At 65.0% G+C, this 19,041-nt stretch carries 15 protein-coding genes and 2 rRNA genes (1 of these 17 running past the window's edge); 4 read left to right on the plus strand and 13 right to left on the minus strand.

Translation table 11 applies throughout. The annotated features are described in order from the left end of the window. Positions 1-4: 4 nt before the first annotated feature. Positions 5-436 (minus strand): MerR family transcriptional regulator, encoded by a 432-nt coding sequence (locus QQK43_RS08240; RefSeq protein ID WP_234266431.1) that lies wholly within the window; start codon positions 434-436, stop codon positions 5-7. Positions 437-523: 87 nt separating this feature from the next. Between QQK43_RS08240 and QQK43_RS08245 the strand changes: the two genes are divergently transcribed. Beyond that, entirely contained in the window at positions 524-1,609 is a 1,086-nt protein-coding gene (locus tag QQK43_RS08245; protein WP_284307372.1) for an MBL fold metallo-hydrolase, read from the plus strand. A 57-nt stretch (positions 1,610-1,666) separates the two neighbouring features. Here QQK43_RS08245 and QQK43_RS08250 read toward each other — a convergent pair whose 3' ends face one another. From QQK43_RS08250 to QQK43_RS08290, 9 genes are all read right to left on the minus strand, one after another. Further along, on the minus strand, positions 1,667-2,572 hold the full coding sequence (locus QQK43_RS08250; protein ID WP_284307373.1) for a M48 family metallopeptidase: 906 nt from the start codon (positions 2,570-2,572) through the stop codon (positions 1,667-1,669). Positions 2,573-2,580: 8 nt separating this feature from the next. Then, entirely contained in the window at positions 2,581-3,330 is a 750-nt protein-coding gene (locus QQK43_RS08255; protein ID WP_284307374.1) for a lysophospholipid acyltransferase family protein, read from the minus strand. A gap of 20 nt (positions 3,331-3,350) precedes the next feature. Continuing rightward, the gene (gene gmhB, locus QQK43_RS08260; RefSeq protein ID WP_284307375.1) at positions 3,351-3,959 is read right to left on the minus strand and encodes a D-glycero-beta-D-manno-heptose 1,7-bisphosphate 7-phosphatase; all 609 of its coding nucleotides are present in this window, start codon (positions 3,957-3,959) and stop codon (positions 3,351-3,353) included. Between the two features lie 118 nt (positions 3,960-4,077). Next, positions 4,078-6,240, minus strand: a complete 2,163-nt coding sequence (gene glyS / locus QQK43_RS08265) for a glycine--tRNA ligase subunit beta (RefSeq protein WP_284307376.1) — start codon at positions 6,238-6,240, stop codon at positions 4,078-4,080. Between the two features lie 16 nt (positions 6,241-6,256). Further along, positions 6,257-7,186 carry a glycine--tRNA ligase subunit alpha gene (gene glyQ, locus QQK43_RS08270; RefSeq protein WP_284307378.1) on the minus strand — a complete coding sequence of 310 codons (930 nt, stop codon included), beginning with the start codon at positions 7,184-7,186 and terminating at the stop codon, positions 6,257-6,259. Positions 7,187-7,285: 99 nt separating this feature from the next. Further along, complete coding sequence (gene lnt, locus QQK43_RS08275) at positions 7,286-9,070, minus strand: apolipoprotein N-acyltransferase (RefSeq protein ID WP_284307379.1); 1,785 nt, start codon at positions 9,068-9,070, stop codon at positions 7,286-7,288. 27 nt (positions 9,071-9,097) lie between these two features. After that, a complete protein-coding gene (locus QQK43_RS08280; protein WP_370465240.1) occupies positions 9,098-9,934 on the minus strand; it encodes a CorC family transporter in 837 nt (278 codons plus the stop codon). Between the two features lie 126 nt (positions 9,935-10,060). Then, positions 10,061-10,783 (minus strand): GNAT family N-acetyltransferase, encoded by a 723-nt coding sequence (locus QQK43_RS08285; RefSeq protein WP_284307381.1) that lies wholly within the window; start codon positions 10,781-10,783, stop codon positions 10,061-10,063. A gap of 195 nt (positions 10,784-10,978) precedes the next feature. Beyond that, complete coding sequence (locus QQK43_RS08290; protein WP_234266450.1) at positions 10,979-11,452, minus strand: Lrp/AsnC family transcriptional regulator; 474 nt, start codon at positions 11,450-11,452, stop codon at positions 10,979-10,981. A 120-nt stretch (positions 11,453-11,572) separates the two neighbouring features. On the opposite strand from QQK43_RS08290, the gene hppD reads away from it, so the two are divergent. Next, positions 11,573-12,694 carry a 4-hydroxyphenylpyruvate dioxygenase gene (gene hppD / locus QQK43_RS08295; RefSeq protein WP_234266441.1) on the plus strand — a complete coding sequence of 374 codons (1,122 nt, stop codon included), beginning with the start codon at positions 11,573-11,575 and terminating at the stop codon, positions 12,692-12,694. Here the strand turns inward: hppD and QQK43_RS08300 are convergent. Beyond that, positions 12,685-13,668 carry an esterase/lipase family protein gene (locus QQK43_RS08300; protein WP_284307382.1) on the minus strand — a complete coding sequence of 328 codons (984 nt, stop codon included), beginning with the start codon at positions 13,666-13,668 and terminating at the stop codon, positions 12,685-12,687. The genes hppD and QQK43_RS08300 overlap by 10 nt on opposite strands. Before the next feature lie 110 nt (positions 13,669-13,778). Between QQK43_RS08300 and QQK43_RS08305 the strand changes: the two genes are divergently transcribed. Together QQK43_RS08305 and QQK43_RS08310 are read left to right on the plus strand one after the other, a co-directional pair. Continuing rightward, complete coding sequence (locus QQK43_RS08305) at positions 13,779-15,500, plus strand: AMP-binding protein (protein ID WP_284307383.1); 1,722 nt, start codon at positions 13,779-13,781, stop codon at positions 15,498-15,500. Positions 15,501-15,528: 28 nt separating this feature from the next. Then, positions 15,529-16,461, plus strand: a complete 933-nt coding sequence (locus tag QQK43_RS08310) for an MBL fold metallo-hydrolase (protein WP_284307384.1) — start codon at positions 15,529-15,531, stop codon at positions 16,459-16,461. A gap of 77 nt (positions 16,462-16,538) precedes the next feature. Here QQK43_RS08310 and rrf read toward each other — a convergent pair. Together rrf and QQK43_RS08320 are read right to left on the minus strand one after the other, a co-directional pair. Continuing rightward, positions 16,539-16,651: ribosomal RNA gene (gene rrf, locus QQK43_RS08315) — 5S ribosomal RNA — on the minus strand. Positions 16,652-16,793: 142 nt separating this feature from the next. Further along, positions 16,794-19,041, minus strand: a 23S ribosomal RNA gene (locus QQK43_RS08320); it runs 625 nt beyond the window's last position.

Raw genomic sequence — 19,041 nt, forward strand, 5'->3', positions numbered from 1 at the left:
CCCCTCAGCCTTGCGGCGACGGGCCGTCGGGTGGCCCGGCCTTTTCGACCTTGGCGAGCAGCGCCCGCGCCTCCTTCTCGTGCACCTTCACCTCGTCAAGGTTGGCCATCAGATCGGCCAGCTGGTCTTCGAGCTGGCGCTTGTGGTCGGCCAGCACCGTCAGGAACTTGCGCAGTTGCGGCCCGGTGTCGCGCGGGCTGTCGTACATGTCGATGATGTCCCGGGCCTCGGTCAGCGACAGGCCCAGGCGCTTGGCGCGCAGCGTGAGCTTCAGGCGCGTGCGGTCGCGCGAGCTGTAGACCCGGTTGCGCCCGCCTGGCCCCTCGCGCTGCGGCTGGATCAGCCCCATGTCCTCATAGAAGCGGATGGCGCGCGTGGTCAGGTCGAACTCGCGCGCGAGATCGCTGATGGTGTAGGTGCTCGGAGGGGTCGCCATGGGGACGTGTCGGGCCGTGCGCAGCTTCGTAGAATGACAGTGGATTGACGTTTACGTCAACGTCAGTTTAACGGAACCGCCCTGCGCATGACCCCACCCACCAAAGACGATCTGGAAGCCCGGCTGCATTACCCGCTGGCCGACACCCTGCCCGAGCCGGGCCGCAGCCTCGAAGTGGCGCCGGGCATCCGCTGGCTGCGCATGCCGCTGCCCTTCGCGCTGGACCACATCAACCTCTGGCTGCTGCGCGACACGATCGATGGCGTCGACGGCTGGACGGTGGTCGACTGCGGCATTGCCCGGGACACGCTGCGCACGCTCTGGGAGCAGGTGTTCACGCACGAACTGCAGGGCCTGCCCGTGCTGCGCGTGATCGTCACCCACATGCACCCGGACCACATCGGTCTGGCGCACTGGCTGTGCGAACACTGGAGCACACCCGAACGCGCCTGCCCGCTCTGGATCAGCGCCACCGACTACCACCTCGCCCGCCTCGGCACCCAGGGCCCGACCGCCTTCGGTGGCGACGGCGCGGCGGCCTTCTTCCAGGCCCATGGCCTGACCGATCCGGACGCGCTGGCGCAGGTCCGCGCACGCACCAGCTACTTCCCCAGCCTTGTGCCCAGCGTGCCACCGCGTTTTCACCGCCTTCTGGACGGCATGCCGGTGACCATCGGCGGCCGGGTCTGGCGCTGCATCGCCGGCTATGGCCACGCGCCGGAGCACATGGCGCTGTACAGTGACGCGGCCGGCGTGCTGATCAGCGGCGACATGGTGCTGCCGCGCATCAGCACCAACGTGAGCGTGTACGACAGCGAGCCCGAAAGCGATCCGCTGACCCTGTTCCTGGACTCGCTGGAACGCTACCGGCCGCTGCCGCCCGACACCCTCGTGCTGCCCTCGCACGGCAAACCGTTCACCGGTTTGCACGAACGCATCCAGCAGCTGCAGGACCACCATGCCGAGCGCCTGACCGAGGTGATGGCCGCCTGCCGCACACGACCGATGAGCGCGCACGACATCCTCCCGGTGCTCTTCACCCGCGCCCTCGACCTGCACCAGACCACCTTTGCCATGGGCGAATCGGTCGCGCACCTGCACCGGCTGTGGTTTGCGGGGCAGCTGCGACGCAGGCATGACGCCGACGGCGTCTACCGCTTCGCAGCGGTCTGAACGATGACCCGGCTTCGCCGCTGGCGCGGCAGGTGATCCGGTCCAGGCGCAGCGGCCCTATTCCGCCAACGGCACCGCAGCCTGCTGCAAGGCCTTGCGGCGCTGCGCGTGGTCGGGCATCACGCTGGCCACCACATCCCAGAACTGCGGACTGTGGTCCATGTGGCGCAGGTGGCTGAGTTCGTGCACCACCACATAGTCCAGCATGTCCGGGCTCAGGTGGATCAACCGCCAGTTCAGGCGAATGGTGCCGTCGGCGCTGGCGCTGCCCCAGCGGGTGCCGGCGCTCGACAGCCGCAGGCGCGTGTAGCGCACCCCGAGCAGCGGCGCAAAGTGGTCCAGGCGCTGCACGAACAGCGGCTGCGCCTGGCGCATCAGCCAGGCCTGCGCCGCGTCGCGGATCTGGGCTTCGCTCGCGGTCTTGGGCAGGCCCAGCCGCAGGCGCGCCGGCGCACCGTCATCGCCCGCACACAGCTCGGCGCCCACGCTGGCGAAACCGTGCGCAGGGTCAAGCTGCAACAGGACCCGCTGGCCCAGGTAGTGAAACTCGGCACCGTCGGCCCACACGGTGCGGGCCCGCGCCAGTTCGCCCGCGCGGGCCTGGGCTTTCTGCAGCTTTTCCAGCACCCAGGCCGACTTGGCCTGCAGCAAGGCCTCCACCTCACCCAGCGGCGTCCAGCGCGGCGCGCTGACCGTCAGCCCGTCGGCGCCGACACTCAGGCCGATGGTGCGGCGTTTGCCACGCTTGAATTCGTAGGCAACGTCGCAATGCCCCAGGCGCAGCAGGCGGTTGGCCCGGGGATGGTGCCAGGTGCCGGGCTGGAACACCGCGTGCAGCGGTTCCGCCGGGGGCGCAGGGACCGGTGGCGGGGAAGGTGCGGGAGGCGATGGCGCCGGCACCGGGGCCCGTGCCGGGTCGGGCCCGGTCAGGAAGTCCAGCGCCAGTTGCACGAAGCGCTGCATGGAACGCCTCAGGCCTGGGCCGGCGCGGGATAGGCCGACGGGTCCAGCCGGCGCATTTCGGCCTCGATCCAGGCTTCCACCTCGCGCATCAGCTCGTCGGGTTCGCGGCCCGCACTGGGGATGGGTTTGCCGATCGAAAACTCCACCGTGCCCGGGCGTTTGATGAAGGCCTTGCGCGGCCAGCATTTGGCCGACGTCACGGCCACCGGGATCACCGGCGCCCCGGTGGCGATGGCAAGCCGGGTGCCGCCGCTTTTGTAGTGCCCTTTTTGGCCACGGTCGATGCGCGTGCCTTCGGGGAACATGATGACCCAGGTGCCCTGCGACAGCAGGCGCCTGCCCTGCGCCACCACCCGGTTGAAGGCCTGCGCGCGCTTGCTGCGATCGATGTGGATCATGTCCAGCCGGCCCATGGCCCAGCCGAAGAACGGCACGTAGAGCAGTTCCTTCTTGAACACGTAGGCCAGGGGGTGCGGCATCAGCCCGGGCATGCAGAAGGTCTCCCAGGTGGACTGGTGCTTGACCAGCAGCACAGCCGGTGCCTGGCTGTCCACGGGCAGGTTCTCGTAGCCGATGACGTGGTTGCGGATGCCCAGGATCACCTTGCCGCCCCACACCGCCGTGTTCAGCCAGCCCACGCACATGGCGTAGACGCGCCGCCGGCTCAGGAACGGGGAGGCCACCACCACCGCCAGGGCCCAGGGCACCACGGTGACGGCCATGAACAGCAGGTGCAGGACGGATCGGATCAGGTTCATGCGAAAACAGCAAACAGCGGTCAGTTGGGGGCCACGACCCGGCCTTCGGCGGGTTCATCCTGCGCCAGCAGCCAGTCGGCAAACGCCGGGAGGCTGTCGTGCACCTGGGTGCCGGGGGGCAGTTGGGCCAGTTCGGGGGCGTTGGCCATCAAAAGCGAGCCGGGCGCGGCGCGCAGGTGTTCGGATTTGCCCGTCAGCAGCAAATGGGCCGGGCAGCCGGCCGCCGCTGCCGCGTGCACGTGCCGCAGGGCGTTGCCGGCGGCCGGCACCTGCGCCAGCGGCACGCCGAAACGCCGGCCGATCTGCTCGAACAGGCCGGGCGCCGGCTTGCGGCAGTGGCAGGCATCTTCGGGTGCGTGCGGGCAGAAGAACACCGCCTCGACCCGTGCGCCCACCGTCGCCAGCTGGCGGTGCATCTTGGCGTGCACGGCGTTGAGCGCGGCGATGTCGAAGGTGCCACGCCCGATGCCGCTCTGGTTGGTGGCCAGCACCACGCGCCAGCCCCCGTGGTTGAGCCGCGCCACCGCTTCCAGCGCGCCGGGCAGCGCCTCCCACTCGTCGGGCGAGGCCACGTAGTCGTCGCGGTTGCGGTTGAGCGTGCCGTCGCGGTCGAGGATCAGCAGCTTCATGCGAGGCTCCCGAAAGAGGGCTGCAGCAGACCGCCGGCCCGAAGCCGGTGCTGCGCCAGTGCCCTGCCCACCCCGGCCTTCAGGCAGCAACCGGCGAAGCGGTGGCGCAGGCACATGGTCAGGCCGCCAGGCGCGACAGATCGGCCACGCGGTTCATGGCCTCGTGCAGCGCCTTCAACAGCCCCAGGCGGTTGGCCTTGAGTGCCGGGTCGTCGGCGTTGACCATCACACCGTCGAAGAAGGCGTCGACCGGCGTGCGCAACGCGGCCAGCGCCTGCAGGCTGGCGGTGTAGTCGCCAGCATCGAACTTCGCGCTGGCAGCGGGCACGGCGGCCTGCATGGCGGCGTAGAGGTCTTTTTCGGCGGGTTCGGCGAACAGCGCCGGATTCACCGCCGCGCCCTCGCCTTCGGACTTCTTGAGGATGTTGCCGATGCGCTTGTTGGCGGCGGCCAGTGCGGGCGCTTCGGGCAGCGCGGCGAATGCGCGCACGGCCTGCAGGCGCTGGGCCACGTCGGCCAGACGCTGCGGACGCAGGGCCAGCACGGCGTCGACTTCCTGCGCGCTGGCGCCCTGCTCGCGCAGGCTGCCACCCAAACGGTCGTACATGAACTCTTCAAGCTTTGCCTTGTTAAAGCCAAACTGGAATTGGGCTTCCTCGGGGTCTGACTGCTTATCCAGCCATCCATTGAAGGCTTCAGAAGCGCTGTAAAGCAGCTGGTCTGCCAGCTTCAGTGGCACGTCCTTCTCCACCAGCATCCGGATCACCCCCAGCGCATGCCGGCGCAGCGCGAACGGGTCCTTGTCGCCGGTCGGCAGGTTGCCGATGCCGAACATGCCGACCAGGGTTTCCAGCTTGTCGGCCAGCGCCACCACCACACCGGTCTGGGTGCGCGGCAGCTCGTCGCCCGCGAAGCGCGGCTTGTAGTGGTCTTCGATGGCGAAGGCGATGTCGTCACCCAGGCCATCGTGGCGAGCGTAGTAGCCGCCCATGATGCCCTGCAACTCGGGGAACTCGCCCACCATGTCGGTCAGCAGATCGGTCTTGGCCAGGCGCGCGGCGGTGTCGGCGCTCTGCGCCAGGGCGTCGCCGCCGAGCTGCTGGCCGATGGCGCGCGCAATCGCACGCACACGTTCGACGCGCTCGCCCTGCGTGCCCAGCTTGTTGTGATAGACCACCTTGCCCAGCCCTTCGACGCGGCTTTCCAGCGTCTTCTTGCGGTCCTGGTCGAAGAAGAACTTGGCGTCGGCCAGGCGCGGGCGCACCACGCGTTCGTTGCCGCCGATCACCGCGCTCGCATCCGCCGGGCTGATGTTGCTGACCACCAGGAATTTATTGGTCAGCTTGCCGGCCGCGTCCAGCAGCGGGAAGTACTTCTGGTTGGCCTTCATCGTGAGGATCAGGCACTCCTGCGGCACGGCCAGGAATTCGGGCTCGAACTGGCAGGTCAGCACGTTGGGGCGCTCGACCAGCGCGGTCACCTCGTCGAGCAAGTCAGGATCATGTATCGGGCGAACATCATCACCAACCTCGACAGCAGCCACATTGAGCTGTATGAGGATATTGGTCCGGCGCTTCTCAAAACTTGCAATAACCGCGCCATCTCGCTCAAGCACTTCTGCATACGCGTCGGCATCGGCCAGCAGCACCGGGTCCATGGCGGCTTCAAAACGGTGGCCGTGGGTGGTGTTGCCAGCGGTCAGTCCCAGGGCCTTGACCGGCACCATGTCGGCCCCGTGCAGCGCCACCAGGCCGTGGGCCGGGCGCACGAAGTGCACGCTGCTCCAGCCCGGCTGCTCGCAGTCGGTTTCGAGCTGGTAGGTCATGACCTTGGGAATGGGCAGCTTGGCGATGGCCTCATGAAGCGCCTTCTGCAGGCCTTCGGCGAGGTCGACACCCGGCTGCACGCTGTCGAAGAACAGCGCTTCGGCCTTGCCGTCCATGGCGCGCTTGAGGCCCGACACGGCCGAGGCATCGGCACCCAGACCGGCCAGGCGCTTGAGCAGCGCGGGCGTGGGTTGGCCATCAGCGGTCAGACCGACGCTGACCGGCATGAGTTTTTGCGACACGGCCTTGTCGGCGGCCTTGGTGGCGACACCGGTCACATGCACGGCCAGACGGCGCGGCGAGGCGAACGGCGTCACCACCGCATCGGCAGCAGCCAGGCCCTGCGCCTTGAGCTGGTCGGCCAGCACGCTGGCGAAGGCGTCACCCAGTTTCTTGAGCGCCTTGGGCGGCAGCTCTTCCACGAACAGTTCGACGAGGAGGTTCTTCGTTGTCATTTTTGTGCGCTCCCGCTCAGGCGGCTTTCTTCTGTTCGGCCTTGGCCAGTTCGGCCAGCACTTCGTCGCTCCAGGCCTTGGGCGCCATGGGGAAGCCCAGGCGGGCGCGGCTGTCGAGGTAGCTGCGCGCCACCTTGCGGGCCAGATCGCGGATGCGGCCGATGTAGGCAGCGCGCTCGGTCACCGAAATCGCACCGCGCGCGTCCAGCAGGTTGAAGCTGTGCGCGCACTTGAGCACCTGCTCGTAGGCCGGCAGCGCCAGTTGCTGTTCCATCAGGTGCTTGGCCTGTTTTTCGTGCGCACCGAAGGCGGTGAACAGGAAATCGGCGTCGGCATGCTCGAAGTTGTAGGCCGACTGCTCTTTCTCGTTCTGCAGGTAGACGTCGCCGTAGCTCAGGGTGTCCGTCCACTTCAGGTTGTAGACGTTGTCCACGCCCTGCAGGTACATGGCCAGGCGCTCCAGGCCGTAGGTGATCTCGCCGGTGGCGGGCTTGCAGTCGATGCCGCCCACCTGCTGGAAGTAGGTGAACTGCGTCACTTCCATCCCGTTGAGCCAGACTTCCCAGCCCAGGCCCCAGGCGCCCAGCGTGGGGTTTTCCCAGTCGTCCTCGACGAAGCGGATGTCGTTCTTCTTCAGATCGAAGCCCAGCGCTTCGAGCGAGCCCAGGTACAGCTCCAGGATGTTGCTGGGGGCGGGCTTGAGCACCACCTGGTACTGGTAATAGTGCTGCAGGCGGTTGGGGTTCTCGCCGTAGCGGCCATCTTTCGGGCGCCGGCTGGGTTGCACGTAAGCGGCCTTCCAGGGTTCGGGGCCGATGGCGCGCAAGAAAGTGGCGGTGTGGCTGGTGCCCGCGCCCACTTCCATGTCGTAGGGCTGGAGCAGTGCGCAGCCCTGGGCATCCCAGTAGGATTGCAGCTTGAGAATGATCTGTTGGAAGGTCAACATCGTCGAGCGCGGCGGCCATCGGCCCACCGAAAAGAAGGAGACCCAGCAAAAACAGCCGGCGCGGACAGCCCGTCACCGGCAAGGGTCAAACCCGTGATTTTAGGCGCCGGCCCGCGGGCGCCGCGCGCGGGTGGGCCACAAAAGGGCCGCCAGTGCCAACCCCAGGCACCCGATCCACAGCGGCCACAGCCCCCAGCGCGAGGCCCAGCGGGCGTAGAGCGTGAGGCCGCTGCGGCCTTCCACGGTCACGTCGAGCCGGTCTCGGGTCAGGCGTGGCAGTTGTGCCACCACGCGCCCGGTGTGATCGATGGCCGCCGTGGCCCCGGTGTTGGTGGCCCGCAGCATGGGCCGGCCAAGCTCCATGGCGCGCAGGCGCGAGATCTGCAAATGCTGGTCGATGGCGACCGAATCGCCGAACCAGCCAATGTTGCTCACGTTGACCAGCACCGTGGGCGCGGTGGCCGGGTCCTGGAACGCGGCCGCCAGTTCTTCACCGAACAGATCCTCGTAGCAGATGTTGGGCGCCAGCCGCTGTCCGGCCCAGCCCCACGGCGCCTGCGGCAGCGCCCCCCGGCCGAAATCGCCCAGGGGGATGTTCATCAGGTCGGTGAACCAGCGGAACAGTGGCGGGATGAATTCACCGAAGGGCACCAGGTGGTGCTTGTCGTAGCGGTAGAAGCCCACGGCAGGCGGCTGGGCCTGCAGCAGATCGCTGCGCCCGGTGTCGGCCAGCAGCCGCCGTGCGCGCTCGGCCCGGTCCGGGGCAATGCCCCAGACCGAATTGGTGTACCCCGCGTCCAGGCTGCCCAGCGGCAGGCCCGCCAGCCAGCCCGGCTGTGGCCCGGTGGCGCCGTCGGGTGGCGTGAGCAAGGCCTCCCAGAAAGCCGGCTCCAGCTGCGCCGGCAGCAACGGCAGCGCGGTTTCGGGCGCCACCACCAGTTGGGGGCGCTGCGCAGGCGCGGCCCGTTGCGCCTCGGCAAACTGGGCCGGGTACCACGTCAGCGCCTGCGCGATGCCGGTGCCGGCCTCGAATTTCTCGTCCTGCGCGATGTTGCCCTGCAGCAGCCAGGCCCGCAGGGCGCCGGTGGACTCGGTGTTCTGTGCCCCCGTCCCCAGCATCCGGGGCGCCATGACCAGGACCACCAGACCGCAGAAGGCCGCTGCCGCTTTCAGCGAGAAGCCCCCGGAACGTCCTGCTCCGCTGGCGGCGGCCGCGGTTCTGGCCGAGAACGGCACGGCCAGGGCGTACGCCAGCCCGGCCGACAGAAAGCCCATGCCGTAGACCCCGACCCAGGGCGCCCACACGCCCAGCGCCTCCACCTGCGCATAGCCGCCCGCGCCCCAGGGGAAGCCCGTGAACCAGGTGCCACGCAGCAGCTCGGCCAGGGTCCACAGCGCGGCGAACAGCAAGCCCTGGCGCCAGCGGCCGTACGGCGCCCAGCGACAGAGCACGCCAGCGGCCACCGCGTAGTACAGCGCCAGGAACCCGGCCAGGGCCAGCACCGCCAGCGCCGCCAGCGGTGCTGGCAGCCCCCCGTAGGTGTGCATGGAAATGAACAGCCACCAGAACGTGCCGGCCAGCCAGGCTGTGGCAAACACCCACGCCCGCCACACGGCCTGCCTCACCCGCCAGGCATGGCGCAAAGCCAGCACGAGCAGGGCCAGCGACACGATCTGCAGCCCGCCCGAGGGTTGCCCTGCAGCCAGGCCCGGCGGTACCCAAGCTGTCAGCGGCCAGGCCAGCGAAGCGGCTTGCAAGGCACCGGCCAGCACGCACAGCAGGAACCAGCCCACACCGTGTCCGCGCGCCGGCCGCCCGGGTGCCTGGCCGCTGAACGGCGAGAAGCCCGACGGGGGGTGCAGATTGCCGAACAGGCTGCGCATCAGACCGGAACCACCCCGACCACCGGCTCAGTCGCGCTCGGCCGCCGGCATCGCCTTGAACCAGCGCACCGCGCCGCCCTTGGCGTGCAGCACCACCAGTTGAAGACCATCCAGGTCGTACACCTCGCCCCGCTTGGGCACATGGCCCAGCGTGTGCGCCACCAGGCCGCCCAGGGTGTCGAAATCGTTCACCGACAGGTGTTGGCCGAAAGCCTCGTTGAAACGTTCAAGTGGTGTGTCGCCACTCACGCGCCATGTGCCGTCGGCCAGGGCGAAGATTTCGCCGTTGTCTTCGGCCACATCGAATTCGTCCTCGATCTCGCCGACGATTTCTTCCAGCACATCTTCGATGGTGATGAGCCCGGCCACGCGGCCGAACTCGTCGATCACGATGGCGAGATGGTTGCGGTTGCCGCGGAACTCGCGCAGCAGATCGTTGAGGCCCTTGTTCTCGGGCACGAACACCGCCGGGCGCAGCAGGGCGCGGATGTTCAGGGCCGGCGAGCGCTGCAGCTTGAGCAGGTCCTTGGCCAGCAGGATGCCAATGATGTTCTCGCGCTCCCCTTCGTACACCGGAAAGCGCGAGTGCGCGGTGTCGATGACCAGGTGCAGCAGTTCGTCGTAGGGAGCGTGGATGTCGAGCACGTCCATGCGCGGCGCGGCCACCATCACGTCGCCGGCCGACATGTCAGCGATGCGGATCACGCCTTCGAGCATCACACGCGACTCGGCGTTGATGATGTCGTTGTCCTCGGCGTCGGCCAAGGCCCCGATCAGCTCGTCCTTGGAATCCGGTCCAGGGTGGATGAACTCCGCGAGCTTCTGCAGGAAACTGCGCTTGTCTTTGCTGTCTTCATGCCGCAGGCTGCTGCGCTGCGGCCCCGGACTGGGGGGGTGGTCGGCCACTGAACGTCATCGGCTGGTTGAACTGCGGCAAAGGATACCGCAAGGCCATGACGGCGGCCAACGCCGGGGTCCAGGGGCCCCGCCTCAGCGCACCCGCTCGCGAGAATCCCGCACGCCTTGGCGGATTTCCTGCAACAGGGCAAGCGCATCGCGGAAATGCCGCGCCTGCGCCTTGAGGTGGTAATCGGTCAGGCCGGTCTGCTCGTGCCAGAACGCGGTCACGCGCGAATCGAAGTCGGCCGGCGGCAGGCGCAGATGGGCCTCAGCCTCCGAGCCTTCGCGCACCACGTGAGCGCCGCCCTTGCGCGCGATTTTGAGCATGGCCGTGTTTTCCGACAGCGCATGGATGAACAGCAGGCTGACGCCTTCGTTGCGCGCGTGCATGACCGCCCGCTCGAACAGCCGGCTGCCGTAGCCGCGTCCGCGCGCGCTGGCCGACACGGACACGCCGAACTCGGCGCAGGCCGTGCAGTCCGGGTCGACCGAGAACGCCAGATGCGCCATGGCGATGAGTTCAAGCCGGCGGTTGAAGATGCCGAACAGCTCGTCGCGGTCGAAGCGCAGGCCATCGACGTAACGGCCGATCTGCTCGTCGTTGGCGGCGTAGCCGAAACGCAGGTAGCGGTCGTGTTCCCCCAGCGCCAGCAGGTGGGCACGAATGCGATCGGCATGGGCCGGCCCGAGCGAACGGATGGGCACCGCGACCGGAGCCCGTGCGGCGGGCGCGGCCTCTGACAGCGATGTTTCATCCGCCGGAGACGGGGCGGCCGATGCCACGGATTTGAGCCACTGAACAGGATCGAACATGACCTGAAATCTAAGGGTTTCCCCTCAGTTCCTGAAAGACCAATCGGACACAACACCGGAAAGATCGACAGACGGGTGACTTGACACCCCGTTGGGGTTCTTCATGTTGTTGCAGTGCAGCATTTTACCGTCAGCCACCGGTAAGCCGACACCCCGGGCAGGCCGATTCCCTGTCGGCGCCGGGGGTTTTGGTGATCAGACTGGCAGGGCCGTGGTGGCTTTGACACGGTCCATGACAAAGCTGGTCTTGCAATCCTGGACGCTGGGGTGCTTGAGCAGGGTATCCATCATGAAGCGCGAATAGGCCGCCATGTCGGCCACCACCAGCCGCAGCAGAAAGTCCATCTCGCCTGTGAGCGCCACGCAGTCCACCACCTCGGGCCAGGTCAGCACGCTGGCGCGGAATTCGTCCATGGGGTTGCGCTTGGCCGCCCCGGTGTGCTTTTCCAGCCGCACGTTGACGTAAGCCGTCAGGCCCAGGCCCACCGATTCGGGCCGCACCAGGGCCACATAGCGGTCGATGACCTTGTGCTCTTCCAGACGCCGCACGCGCCGCAGCACGGCGCTCGGCGACAGGCCCACGGCTTCGGCGATCTGGTCATAGGTGGCGCGGCCATCGGCCTGCAGGCTGCGCAGAATGTGGCGGTCGAGCTTGTCAAGCGCTGGCATGCCCATCATTTTGCAGCATTCCTGCATTCGAGAAGAAAGATGCGCCCACAAACGCAGAAATCATGACACCCTGCGCCGATACAGTGGCGCATTGCCCCGACACCCCCACAGGAGACCGCCATGAACGCCGCACTGCCCCCGTCCGCCGCCCCCGCCTTTCAGGGCTGGGACAACCCCATGGGAACGGACGGTTTCGAATTCATCGAATACGCCGCGCCCGATCCGGTCGCCATGGGGGAACTCTTCGAGCACATGGGCTTCAAGGCCGTCGCCAAGCACCGCCACAAGAACGTGACGCTGTACCGCCAGGGCGACATCAACTTCATCATCAACGCCGAGCCCGACAGCTTCGCCCAGCGCTTCGCCCGCCTGCACGGCCCCAGCGTCTGCGCCATCGCTTTCCGCGTCCAGGACGCCAAGTCGGCCTACGAGCGCGCCGTTTCGCTGGGCGCCTGGGGGTATGCCAACGCCGCCGGCCCGGGCGAGCTGAACATTCCGGCGATCAAGGGCATTGGCGACTCGATCATCTATTTCATCGACCGCTGGCGCGGCAAGAACGGCGCCCAACCGGGCGAGATCGGCAACATCGGCTTCTACGACGTCGACTTCTACCCGCTGCCCGGCGCCGAGCTCAATCCGGTCGGCCACGGCCTGACGGTCATCGACCACCTCACCCACAACGTGCACCGCGGCCGCATGGGCGAATGGGCGGACTTCTACGAGCGCATCTTCAACTTCCGCGAAGTGCGCTACTTCGACATCGAGGGCCAGGCCACTGGCGTGAAGAGCAAGGCCATGACCAGCCCCTGCGGCAAGATCCGCATCCCCATCAACGAGGAAGGCAACGACAAGGCCGGTCAGATCCAGGAATACCTGGACCGCTACCACGGCGAGGGCATCCAGCACATCGCGCTGGCCTCCACCAACCTCTACGACTCGGTCGACGCGCTGCAGATGGACGGCGTGAAGCTGCTGAGCACCAGCGAGACCTACTACGAGCTGCTGCCCCAGCGCATCCCGCACCACGGCGAGGACCTCGAAGCACTCAAGGCCCGCAACATCCTGGTCGATGGCACCCCGGGCGAATTGCTGCTGCAGATCTTCAGCGAGAACCAGCTCGGCCCCATCTTCTTCGAGTTCATCCAGCGCAAGGGCAATCAGGGCTTCGGCGAAGGCAACTTCAAGGCGCTGTTCGAGACCATGGAACTCGACCAGATGCGCCGCGGCGTGCTTCAGGGCTGACCATCCCCCGCCGGCGGCGTCACATCCAGTTCTTCGGCCAGTTGCAGGGCCGCGCCCACCACGGCCGGATGAAACGCCAGCCCGACGTGGGGCGCGCCGCTCACGAGCCGGTTGTCCGCGCCAGGCAGGGTCGCAGTGCGCACCGGGAACACCACGTTGTCGGTGTCGGCGTACCAGCAGATGAAGCACCCGTAGGGCTCGGCATGCTGTTGACGTTCGCGCGCGGCCAGCGCCTGCAACCACTTGCTGCCCCGCTGCATCTGGCGCCCGTTGACCGTGCGGCTGAAGCGCGCGAGCCAGGTGCCGTGGTGGGGTGAGCCGATGGTGAGCACACGCGCCACCCGCGTCTGCGCAGCCGGCGTCGAGGCCAGCCAGGCGCGGATGGCCAGGCCCCCCATGCTGTGCCCGACCAAAAGGGGCGGACGGCCCGTCAGACGCTCGGCCTTCTGCACCGCCGCCTCGATCTGCGGCACGTAAGCATCCAGCGAGCCCGTCAGGGGCTCCAGGCTGACGCTCACGTAGGGACGACCGACTTGGCGCAGACGGCGCATCCAGGGCATCCAGAATCCCCGGTTGCAGACGAACCCGTGCACCAGCACCACTGCCGTGCGTCCCGCAACAGCTTCGGCTGTATCGGGACACGCCCGCCAGCGAAAAGGCTGCCACCAGCCAAACACCCGTGGCCCCCAGCCACACTCCTGCCACCAGGCACGCATCCAGACAGCGCGCTCCGCAGGCAGCGGCTGGCCTTCGGCGCGGCCGACACGGGCCGCCCACAGGAATTCGATCGCCAGAGACGCGGCGTAGCCCGTCCAGCCGATCGCGGGCAGGACCAACGCCCACGCCCACCCCAGCCACAACGCGCTCACGGCGCTGGCCAGCGCGCCCAGAACCACCAGCGCCTGCTGCAAGCGTGCCAAGCGCGAAGCCGGCCGCACCGGCTGTCTGGGGAAATCATCGTGAGGCCAAGCCATGGCCCCACTATGCCCCACCCGTGGCAGCACCGCACCGTCTGACCCCAAGGCGACAGGGCATAAGGGTCGGCCCGGTATGGCCGCAAACCCCGTGTCGTCAGAATGGCGCCATGGACTTCGCTACCCACCAGACCCAACGCCCCTGGCTTGCCCACTACCCCGAAGGCGTTCCCGCCGATGTGCAGCCCGACGAATACCGTTCTCTCGCGGCTTTGCTGGAAGAGTCGTTCCAGCGCCATGGCAAGCGCCCGGTTTCGGTCTGCATGGAGCGCTGGATGTCCTATGCACAGCTCGATGAACTCAGCGCCGCCTTGGGCGCCTGGCTGCAGGCGCAAGGGCTCGCCCCAGGCGCCCGCGTGGCGGTGATGCTGCCCAACGTGCCGCAGTTCCTCGTCGCCATGGCTGCGGTGCTGCGGGCAGGGTATACGGTGGTCAATGTCAACCCGCTGTACACGGCACGCGAACTCCAGCATCAGCTCCAGGACTCGGGTGCCGAAGCCATCATCGTGCTGGAGAACTTCGCCCACACACTGGAAGAGGTGATTGACCACACACCCGTGCAACACGTGGTCGTCGCCAGCCTCGGGGATCTGCTGGGCTTCTGGTACGGCCGCTGGATCACCTTCGCCGTGCGGCACCTGGCCAAACTCGTTCCCAGCTACAAGCTCCCGCTCACAGGCCCCCGGGGTGCACGCCACATCGTCAGCTTCGCCACGGCCCTGGCCGCCGGCCAGACCCAGACACTGCGCCCGAGCCAAGCCAACGGCGACACCATTGCGTTCCTCCAGTACACCGGCGGAACGACCGGTCTCTCCAAAGGAGCTGTTCTGACACATCGCAATGTGGTGGCGGCCATTCTTCAGGCCGAAGCCTGGTTCCGGCCTGCCGTCCAGCGCGTCGGCGATGTGCGCGACGTCAACGCCATCGCGGCCTTGCCGCTTTACCACATCTTTGCGCTGACCCTGGGCCTCCTGACCGTGCGTTGGGGCGCGCACATGACCCTGATTCCGAATCCACGGGACATTCCCAAGTTTGTCGAAACGCTCAAGAAGCGCCCCTTCCACCTCTTGCCGGCGGTGAACACCTTGTTCAATGCCCTCCTGCAAAACCCGCAGTTCCGGCAACTGGATTTCTCCAGTTTGGCCGTCAGTCAGGCGGGGGGCATGGCGGCGTCTGAAGGGACAGCGCGACAGTGGAAGCAGGTGACGGGTTGCACCATGGTGGAAGGCTGGGGCATGAGCGAAACCTGTGCCATCGGCACCAACAACCCTGTGACCAGTGAACGCTTCAGCGGCACCATTGGACTGCCCTTGCCCGGCATCGACATTGCCATCAAGGACGACGACGGCCATGATGTGCCGCTCGGAGGGTCCGGGGAAATCTGCATCCGTGGCGCCAACGTCATGGCCGGCTATTACAACCAGCCCGAGGAGACCGCGCGCGCCTTCACGCCGGACGGCTTCATGCGCACAGGGGACATCGGCGTGATGGACGAACACGGCTACACGCGCATCATCGACCGAAAGAAGGACATGATCCTGGTCTCGGGCTTCAACGTCTTCCCCAACGAGCTCGAAAACGTCATCTCCACCTGCCCGGGCGTCTTGGAGTGCGCGGTCGTCGGCGTGCCGGACGAACACCAGGGCGAAGCGGTCAAAGTGTTTGTGGTGCGCAGCGACGCATCGCTGCGGGAAGAGGATGTGGCCCGCTTCTGCCACGACAACCTCACCGGCTACAAGCGTCCCAAGTACATCGAATTCCGCGATGACCTGCCCAAGACCAACGTGGGCAAGATCCTGCGACGCGCCTTGCGGGCAACGGTCGCATCATGATCGACGGTCCTCCCCGGCTGGAGCTCGCATGCTGAACGACCGCCTGGCATCCGCAGGCGTCACGTTTCTGGAGCGAGGCTGGCTCTCCGCCAACAATGTGATCATCCGCGGCGATGGACGCAATGCGGTTGTCGATACGGGCTACGCCAGCCATGCCGAGCAGACCGCTGCCCTGGTCCGGCAAGCACTGGGTGCCGAGCCCCTCCACGCGATCATCAATACGCACCTGCACAGCGACCATTGTGGTGGTAACGCAGCGTTGCAAGACGCGTATCCGCTCGTCGAAACCCATATTCCGCCCGGACAAGCCGATGCGGTACGCAATTGGGACCCTCACGCGCTCAGCTACACCCCGACCGGTCAGGTATGCCCCCGCTTCAAGATCCAGGGACTGCTGTCACCCGGGGAATCCGTCCAACTTGGCAGCCACGCCTGGGAAGTTCATGCAGCCAAAGGGCACGACCCCCATGCCGTGGTCCTCTTCGAACCGAAATCGGGCATCTTGATATCGGGTGATGCCCTGTGGGAGAACGGGTTTGGTGTCGTGTTTCCCGAGCTTGAGGGTATCGAAGCCTTCCACGAGGTCGGCGAAACCCTCGACGTGATTGAACAGCTGGCTCCATCGATCATCATTCCTGGACATGGCCAGGTGTTTGACGATCTGGCCTTGGCGCTGAAGCGTGCCAGGAGCCGCTTGGAGCAATTCCTCAGGGCGCCGGAAAAACACCACCGGTATGCGATCAAGGTGCTCATCAAATACCGACTGCTGGAATGGCAACAGATCCCTTTTGATGAGCTTCTCACGTGGGCAGAAGCCACCCCGTATTTGCAAAACAGCATGCCGGGCGGATTGGAGAACTCAGGCTCAGATAAGCGCAGCGCTTGGCTGCAGGAAATCCTCGATGAGCTGGAGACCTCGGGGGCTCTGACGCTGGGCGATGGCATGGTCACGAACCGTTGATTGACCACAACCCAGAAGAATAGAAAGCCAAAACCCCCACTCCAGGTTGTGGAGAGGGGGTTTGTGGTGTTGTAAGAGCCTGACGATGACCTACTTTCACACGGGCATCCGCACTATCATCGGCGCAAAGTCGTTTCACGGTCCTGTTCGGGATGGGAAGGAGTGGGGCCAACTTGCTATGGTCGTCAGGCATAACGGGTTGCCGGCCTGGCAAGCCAGGGCGGCGAATTCACAGAGTCGACTCAGCGTATTTTGATTGCAGCCAACGTCATGACGGCTGGGTCATGAGGGCATAAAGACATTTGCACGTTCAGTGCTTACATCAAAGTTATAGGGTCAAGCCGCACGGGCAATTAGTATCGGTTAGCTTAACGCATTGCTGCGCTTCCACACCCGACCTATCAACGTCGTGGTCTTCAACGACCCTTCAGGGGGCTCAAGGCCCCGGCAGATCTCATCTTGGAACGAGTTTCCCGCTTAGATGCTTTCAGCGGTTATCTCTTCCGCACTTAGCTACCCGGCAATGCCACTGGCGTGACAACCGGTACACCAGAGGTGCGTCCACTCCGGTCCTCTCGTACTAGGAGCAGGCTTCCTCAAATCTGCAGCGCCCACGGAAGATAGGGACCAAACTGTCTCACGACGTTTTAAACCCAGCTCACGTACCTCTTTAAATGGCGAACAGCCATACCCTTGGGACCGGCTACAGCCCCAGGATGAGATGAGCCGACATCGAGGTGCCAAACACCGCCGTCGATATGAACTCTTGGGCGGTATCAGCCTGTTATCCCCAGAGTACCTTTTATCCGTTGAGCGATGGCCCTTCCATACAGAACCACCGGATCACTATGTCCTGCTTTCGCATCTGCTCGACTTGTCAGTCTCGCAGTTAAGCACGCTTATGCCATTGCACTATTAGCACGATGTCCGACCGTACCTAGCGTACCTTCGAACTCCTCCGTTACGCTTTGGGAGGAGACCGCCCCAGTCAAACTGCCTACCATGCACTGTCCCCGATCCAGATAATGGACCTAGGTTAGAACCTCAAACACACCAGGGTGGTATTTCAACGTTGGCTCCACCGGAACTAGCGTCCCGGCTTCAAAGCCTCCCACCTATCCTACACAGATCTGTTCAAAGTCCAATACAAAGCTACAGTAAAGGTTCATGGGGTCTTTCCGTCTTTCCGCGGGGAGATTGCATCATCACAAACATTTCAACTTCGCTGAGTCTCAGGAGGAGACAGTGTGGCCATCGTTACGCCATTCGTGCAGGTCGGAACTTACCCGACAAGGAATTTCGCTACCTTAGGACCGTTATAGTTACGGCCGCCGTTTACTGGGACTTCGATCAAGAGCTTGCACCCCATCAATTAATCTTCCAGCACCGGGCAGGCGTCACACCCTATACGTCCACTTTCGTGTTTGCAGAGTGCTGTGTTTTTAATAAACAGTCGCAGCCACCTATTTTTTGCAACCCATTCGTGCTCAGATGTTCTCATCACACTACTAGGGCACACCTTCTTCCGAAGTTACGGTGTCAATTTGCCGAGTTCCTTCTCCTGAGTTCTCTCAAGCGCCTTAGAATACTCATCTCGCGCACCAGTGTCGGTTTGCGGTACGGTCAATTGCAAGCTGAAGCTTAGTGGCTTTTCCTGGGACCTCGTTCAGTTACTTCGCGAGCAAGCTCGCTCGATCGACAGCCTCGGTATATGACACGCGGATTTGCCTACGTATCGCCTACATCTGTCTAAACCGGCACTTCCAACCGCCGGATAACCTATTAAGATCCGTCCCCACATCGCACTTGCAATCGGTACAGGAATATTGACCTGTTTCCCATCAGCTACGCATCTCTGCCTCGCCTTAGGGGCCGACTCACCCTACGCCGATGAACGTTGCGTAGGAAACCTTGCGCTTACGGCGAGCGGGCTTTTCACCCGCTTTAACGCTACTCATGTCAGCATTCGCACTTCTGATACCTCCAGCAGCCTTTACAAGCCACCTTCACAGGCTTACAGAACGCTCTCCTACCACTTGCAATAAATTGCAAATCCGCAGCTTCGGTAACTGGCTTAGCCCCGTTACATCTTCCGCGCAGGACGACTCGATCAGTGAGCTATTACGCTTTCTTTAAATGATGGCTGCTTCTAAGCCAACATCCTGACTGTTTTAGCCTTCCCACTTCGTTTCCCACTTAGCCAATTTTAGGGACCTTAGCTGGCGGTCTGGGTTGTTTCCCTCTTGAGTCCGGACGTTAGCACCCGGTGCTCTGTCTCCCAAGCTGTACTCATCGGTATTCGGAGTTTGCCTTGGTTTGGTAAGTCGCCATGACCCCCTAGCCAAAACAGTGCTCTACCCCCGACGGTAATACTTGAGGCACTACCTAAATAGTTTTCGGAGAGAACCAGCTATTTCCAGGTTTGTTTAGCCTTTCACCCCTATCCACAGCTCATCCGCTAGTTTTGCAACACTAGTCGGTTCGGACCTCCAGTACCTGTTACGGCACCTTCATCCTGGCCATGGATAGATCACCTGGTTTCGGGTCTACACCCAGCGACTGAATCGCCCTATTCGGACT

This window comes from Hydrogenophaga electricum, from assembly GCF_030160815.1.
Lineage (GTDB): Bacteria > Pseudomonadota > Gammaproteobacteria > Burkholderiales > Burkholderiaceae_C > Hydrogenophaga > Hydrogenophaga electricum.

Excerpts from the sequence above, each read along its gene's own strand:
- QQK43_RS08240 (WP_234266431.1), bottom strand. The coding sequence starts at position 436 with ATGGCGACCCCTCCGAGCACCTACACCATCAGCGATCTCGCGCGCGAG.
- QQK43_RS08245 (WP_284307372.1), top strand. The coding sequence starts at position 524 with ATGACCCCACCCACCAAAGACGATCTGGAAGCCCGGCTGCATTACCCG.
- QQK43_RS08250 (WP_284307373.1), bottom strand. The coding sequence starts at position 2,572 with ATGCAGCGCTTCGTGCAACTGGCGCTGGACTTCCTGACCGGGCCCGAC.
- QQK43_RS08255 (WP_284307374.1), bottom strand. The coding sequence starts at position 3,330 with ATGAACCTGATCCGATCCGTCCTGCACCTGCTGTTCATGGCCGTCACC.
- gmhB (WP_284307375.1), bottom strand. The coding sequence starts at position 3,959 with ATGAAGCTGCTGATCCTCGACCGCGACGGCACGCTCAACCGCAACCGC.
- glyS (WP_284307376.1), bottom strand. The coding sequence starts at position 6,240 with ATGACAACGAAGAACCTCCTCGTCGAACTGTTCGTGGAAGAGCTGCCG.
- glyQ (WP_284307378.1), bottom strand. The coding sequence starts at position 7,186 with ATGTTGACCTTCCAACAGATCATTCTCAAGCTGCAATCCTACTGGGAT.
- lnt (WP_284307379.1), bottom strand. The coding sequence starts at position 9,070 with ATGCGCAGCCTGTTCGGCAATCTGCACCCCCCGTCGGGCTTCTCGCCG.
- QQK43_RS08285 (WP_284307381.1), bottom strand. The coding sequence starts at position 10,783 with ATGTTCGATCCTGTTCAGTGGCTCAAATCCGTGGCATCGGCCGCCCCG.
- QQK43_RS08290 (WP_234266450.1), bottom strand. The coding sequence starts at position 11,452 with ATGCCAGCGCTTGACAAGCTCGACCGCCACATTCTGCGCAGCCTGCAG.
- hppD (WP_234266441.1), top strand. The coding sequence starts at position 11,573 with ATGAACGCCGCACTGCCCCCGTCCGCCGCCCCCGCCTTTCAGGGCTGG.
- QQK43_RS08300 (WP_284307382.1), bottom strand. The coding sequence starts at position 13,668 with ATGGCTTGGCCTCACGATGATTTCCCCAGACAGCCGGTGCGGCCGGCT.
- QQK43_RS08305 (WP_284307383.1), top strand. The coding sequence starts at position 13,779 with ATGGACTTCGCTACCCACCAGACCCAACGCCCCTGGCTTGCCCACTAC.
- QQK43_RS08310 (WP_284307384.1), top strand. The coding sequence starts at position 15,529 with ATGCTGAACGACCGCCTGGCATCCGCAGGCGTCACGTTTCTGGAGCGA.